The 5,116-nt window shown below is 71.3% G+C and carries 5 protein-coding genes and 1 tRNA gene; 3 read left to right on the top strand and 3 right to left on the bottom strand.

Features of this window, described 5'->3' with window-relative positions; genetic code table 11:
• The first annotated feature begins 462 nt into the window (after window positions 1-462).
• Window positions 463-1,461 (top strand): HAD-IB family hydrolase, encoded by a 999-nt coding sequence (locus tag M3N57_00430; protein MDP9021172.1) that lies wholly within the window; start codon window positions 463-465, stop codon window positions 1,459-1,461.
• Between the two features lie 9 nt (window positions 1,462-1,470).
• Here the strand turns inward: M3N57_00430 and pdxH are convergent, their stop codons facing one another.
• Both pdxH and M3N57_00420 read right to left on the bottom strand, forming a co-directional pair.
• On the bottom strand, window positions 1,471-2,052 hold the full coding sequence (pdxH, locus tag M3N57_00425) for a pyridoxamine 5'-phosphate oxidase (protein ID MDP9021171.1): 582 nt from the start codon (window positions 2,050-2,052) through the stop codon (window positions 1,471-1,473).
• Window positions 2,053-2,089: 37 nt separating this feature from the next.
• Entirely contained in the window at window positions 2,090-2,440 is a 351-nt protein-coding gene (locus M3N57_00420) for a nuclear transport factor 2 family protein (GenBank protein MDP9021170.1), read from the bottom strand.
• Between the two features lie 455 nt (window positions 2,441-2,895).
• On the opposite strand from M3N57_00420, the gene M3N57_00415 reads away from it, so the two are divergent.
• Both M3N57_00415 and M3N57_00410 read left to right on the top strand, forming a co-directional pair.
• Window positions 2,896-4,326: a M20/M25/M40 family metallo-hydrolase gene (locus tag M3N57_00415; protein MDP9021169.1), complete on the top strand. Its 1,431-nt coding sequence runs from the start codon at window positions 2,896-2,898 to the stop codon at window positions 4,324-4,326.
• A 73-nt stretch (window positions 4,327-4,399) separates the two neighbouring features.
• Window positions 4,400-4,492 (top strand) — tRNA-Sec (locus M3N57_00410).
• A gap of 55 nt (window positions 4,493-4,547) precedes the next feature.
• Here M3N57_00410 and M3N57_00405 read toward each other — a convergent pair.
• Window positions 4,548-5,116 (bottom strand): tyrosine-type recombinase/integrase (locus M3N57_00405; protein MDP9021168.1); only part of this gene is annotated, 569 nt, incomplete at its 5' end.

The following is a 5,116-nucleotide window of genomic DNA, read 5'->3' as shown; positions in this document are numbered from 1 at the left end:
GGCCACGGACGTGTCCGGGCGGGTGTCGTCCTGCCAGGCGGCGGCGACGTCGGTGAGGATGACCACCGCCGGGGCGAGGGGGCCGCCGGCCGTGTCGACCGGCTGCCACCCCACCACGCTCTCGACCCACCGGCGGATCGCGTCGGCGTGGACGCCGGCCAGCTCCAACCGCACGGGGAGTGGAGCGGGCGACGGTGCACTGGGTGACGGTGCGCTGGGCAGAGGTGCCCTGGTTGACGGTGCGCTGGGCGAAGGTGCGCTGGGCAATGGGTCGCTCCTCGCGTCCCCCTGCCCGCCGCGGACACTACGCCACCGCACCGACCGCTGGCGCGACGGTCGGCGCCCGACTGTGGACAGCGGCGCGCGCTCGCCGCCGGACCGCCAGCCCCGCCGCACCGCAGCTGCGAGACCGACAGGGAGCCGCCGGCCGGTGCCGACCGTGTCGGGGAGTACCCTCGCAGGATGGACCAGGACAGCGCCGCGGCGGACGCCGCTGGTGGCCGACCCCGGACGCAGGCCCGGACGCAGGATCGGCCCGACGGGTCCGCGGAGCCCTCACCGGCGTTGACGCAGTCACCCGCGAACCGCTCGGAGACCGCCGAGCGACTGGCCCGTGAGACGCCCGACCAGCTCAGCGACGAGGTCGTCGAGGCGATCGCGCGTCGGTCGACGGGAGCGACCCAGGCCGCCTTCTTCGACCTGGACAAGACGATCCTGGCGCGTTCGTCGGCGCTGGCGTTCGGACGCGAGATGTACCGCGACGGGCTGGTGGGCACCACCACCCTGCTGAAGGGCATGTACGCCCAGTTCATGTACACCCTCCAGGGCGCCGACCACGAGAAGATGGAGTCCATGCGCGTCGCGCTCCTGCAGGTCACCAAGGGGTGGGAGGCCGAGCGGGTCGCGCGGATCGTGCGTGAGACGCTCGAGGAGGTGATCGTCCCGGTCGTCTACGGCGAGGCGCTCGAGCTGATCGACGAGCACGGCGCGGCCGCACGCGACCTGTGGCTGGTGTCATCGTCCGGGGAGGAAGTGGTGCGCCCGATCGCCGACCACCTCGGCATCCCCGAGATCATCGCGACCCGATCCCGCGTCGACGAACAGGGCCGCTTCGACGGGACGCTGCAGTTCTACGCCTACGGCCAGCAAAAGGCGACGGCGGTGCGCCAGGTGGCGGAGGCGCGCGGCTACGACCTCGACCGTTGCTACGCCTACAGCGACTCGATCACGGATCTGGCGATGCTGTCAGCCGTCGGCAACCCGGTCGCGGTCAACCCGGACCGGGAGCTGCGTGCCGCGGCCCGGGCGATGGGCTGGCCGATCCAGGACTTCCACTCGCCCGTGACGTTGCGCAGCCACCTGCCGGATCCCCCGTCGACGTCGGCCGTGCTGGTGGGCATCGGCGTCGCGGCCGCCGCCGGCGCGACCGCCTGGTACCTGGCCCACCGCGAGACGACCTGACGTCCGGGTTCAGGGCGCCAGGCGCTGCAGTCGCCAACCGCCGACGGCCTGCTCGTAACGGAACCGGTCGTGCAGGCGGTTGGGGCCGCGTTGCCAGAACTCGTACGCGTCGGGGGTGATGCGGACCCCTCCCCAGCGCTGCGGCCGAGGCGGGTCGTCGCCGTACCGGGTGCGCAACCGGGTGATGTCGTCCTCGAGTTCGGCGCGGTCGGCCACCGGTTGGCTCTGGCGCGAAGCCAGCGCGCTGTAGCGGCTCTCGAGCGGACGGCCGCGCCAGTAGGCGTCGGACTCCTCGTCGGACACCGGCGCAGAGCTGCCCTCCACACGGACCTGGCGTTCGTCCCAGTGGAACACCAACGCGGCGCGGGGGTTGGCCTGCAGCTCACGGCCCTTGCGGCTGCTGCGGTCGGTGTAGAAGACGAACCCGCGCTCGCCGTACCCGCGCAGCAACGCCATCCTCACCGAAGGACGCCCGTCTGGCGTGGCGGTGGCGACCGCGACCTCCTCGGGGTGTGCGACGGAAGCGGTGGCGTACCAGGCGGAGAACTGGCGGAGGGGATCGGGGTGGAGGTCGGCCTGCTCGAGCGTCACGGGGTCCAGCCGCAACCGGTGGGCGCCACGGCGCGTGCTAGGTGTAGTCGCGGTGGTAGGCGATCCGGCCGTCGTCGTCGACCTCGATGAACGAGGCACGAGGAAGGTCGTTCCAGCGTCGACCGGCAGCGGTGTAGGACATGCTCCACTCGGCGGCGACCCGGGCCTCCGCTTCGTCCTCGAGGACACGTTTCATCTTGATCTCGAGCTGCGACTTACTTCCCAGGAAGTCCTTGAGGTACGACACCGTCAACAGGTTGCCGTGGTGGGGCGGGTTGTAGGGCTCGGAGTACAACGAGTCGGGCGCGTACATGTCGCTGATCGCGTCGAAGTCCTGGGCCTGCCACGCCTTCATCAGCTGGTTCCAACGGTCCAACGCGAGACCCATGCTGCCTCCGCTGCGCGACGCCCACTCGCTGGCTACGGCGACGCAGAGACTAGCGGCCCAGTGTCCGCACCCGCCGCCTTGGCGGTGACGTCTCGCCGCTGGGCGGGCAGGAGCACCGGGCGGGTCCGTGACGGGGTCTTTGGATCAGCAGATCGCGTGACGGGGTGGTCGTCGGACCTGCAGAGGACCCTCGTTCACTCTCTGTCTTACCAGTGTGTGCGGAGCGTCGCCGTTCGTCCCCGAGCAGGCAGCCAGGACCTCCCAGCTTTCCCCAACTTCCACAGGACCCTGGGGACAACACCGTGCAAAACGCTCCTCGACCCCGTCGTCGACTGGGGACAACCACAGGCGGCGGACGACGACCTGGCCGGCGGCTCACCCGCCTTCGCGGGGCGCGCCACGGGGGGCCGTCACCCTCCGGCACACTGGCGGGACCGCCCACGGCAGGAGCCAACGTGACCGACCGGACCTGGCCCCACCACCTGGACGACGTGGCCAGGGCGGTGCTGACACGCGACGACGACACGCGAGAGGCGCTGTGTGACCTCGTCCGGATCCCGTCCATCTCCGCCGAAGGCCACGATCCCGAACCGGTCCGTCGGTCGGCGCAGGCCACCGCTCAGCTGCTACGCGGCGCGGGCCTCGACGACGTGCGGCTGCTCGAGGTGGAAGACACCCACCCGTACGTGTACGGCGCGTGGCTGAGCGCCGGCCACCGCGCCCCGACGGTGCTGCTCTACGCCCACCATGACGTGCAGCCGGTTGCCACGGCAGATCGGTGGCACTCGCCGCCGTTCGAACCGACTGTCCGCGATGGACGGTTGTACGGCCGGGGCGCCGCCGACGACAAGGCCGGGATCATGGTGCACGTCGCCGCGGTGCGATCCTGGCTGGAGGCCCGCGGTGGGCTCCCGGTCAACGTCAAGGTGATCGTGGAGGGTGAGGAGGAGATCGGTTCCCCGCACCTGGCGCAGTTCCTCGATGGACACGCGGACACGCTGCGCGCTGACGTCATCGTCCTGGCCGATCTCGTCAACTGGAAGGTCGGCGTCCCTGGCCTGACCTACAGCCTGCGTGGTCTCGGCGAGGTCTACGTCACCGTCAGAGCGCTGGAACAGCCGATCCACTCGGGGATGTGGGGCGGCCCGGTCCCCGACGCTGTGAGCGGGTTGCTCAAGGCTCTGGCGTCGCTCACCGACGACCGCGGCCGACCGGCGGTCGCCGGCCTGCACGACGACGTGCGTCGCCCCACCGCAGAGGAGCGCGCCCGCTTCGCCGCACTCGACGCTGATCCCGACCAGCTGCGGCGCGAGGCTCGCCTCCTGCCGGGCGTGGAGGTGATGGGCGAGCCGGACGTGCCCCTGCTGGAGCGGATCTGGATGCAGCCGACGATCACCGTGATCGGGATCGACGTCCCCAGTGTCGAGCAGGCCTCGAACACGCTGGCGGCTGAGGCACGCGCCAAGGTCTCGATCCGCCTCGCGCCGGGCCAGGACCCTGCGCGAGCTGTCCGTCTGGTCGAACAGCACCTGCGTGACCACGTCCCGTGGGGGCTGCAGGTCGAGACGCGGCCGGGTCACGGCGGCGAGCCCTGGATGACCGAACCGAGCGGGGCAGCGTTCCAGGCGGCGCAGGCGGCCCTGCGGGCAGGGTTCGGCGCGGAGCCGGCGCTTCTGGGCTGCGGGGGGACGATCCCGTTCGTGGTGCCGTTCAGCGACGCGTTCGACGGGGCGCCGTGCCTGCTGACAGGGGTGGAGGACCCGGCCAGCAACGCCCACGGGGAGGACGAGTCTCTGCACCTGGGCGACTTCACCCGGGCCTGCCTGGCGGAAGCGTTCCTGTTCCAGGAACTCGCGGAGCGCGCCGACGACCTCATCCGCAGCTGAGCGCGCGGGGCGGTCGCCGGGCGAAGCGGGCGGCCGTCGTGCCGGTACGCTGCGCCGGTGCCCACCGGCACGGGGAGGCGTCTGGGTTCCTGGTGGGCCCCGCGGTCTTCAAAACCGTTGAGGGGGTGCTGAGCCCCCTGGCGGGTTCGATTCCCGTCCGCCTCCGCAAACATGCGAGAACCGGCCCCTAGAGGCCGGTTTTCGCGGTTTAGCGTCCGAGCCTAGGCCCGCTTCCGGAGTATTACGACACCGTCGTCGTCGTCCTTGGGCAACATTTGGGCAACACGCGGGCCGCCGCCATGCCGCTGGTCCAGGCGGTCGAGCACGGAGTCCGGCCGGTCCTGGAACAGATGGGTATAGGTGTCCAGCGTGATGCTGGCCTTGGCGTGCCCCAGCTGCTGTCGAACCTCCTCGACCCGAGCCCCCGCCGCGCGCCAGAGGGAGGCGCAGGAGTGACGCAGCCCGTGGGGAGTCAGCCGTGGCGGGAGCCCGGCCTTGTGGACGGCGGGCTTGAAGTACCGGCGGCGAAAGTCACTGTTCCAATAGGCCGTGCCGTTCGACGTCCCGAAGACCAAGGCGTCCGGGTCCTCGGGCGCGTGGTGGTCCAGGTGGTCCTGGACTTCGCGCCAAGCGAAGGCGGGAAGGTGGACCGACCGACGCTGATGGTCCTTCGGCGTGCCGATGGCGAGCCGGTCGCCTAGCTCCTCCGTGGCGTCCTCCACGTCGATACGCCCATGCAGGGTGTTCACGTGGCGGCGGCGCAGCGCGGCAGCCTCGCCCCAGCGCAGGC

Source organism: Actinomycetota bacterium (assembly GCA_030776725.1).
Classification (GTDB): Bacteria; Actinomycetota; Nitriliruptoria; order Nitriliruptorales; family JAHWKO01; genus JAHWKW01.
This window is presented reverse-complemented; position numbering and strand designations above follow the sequence as displayed.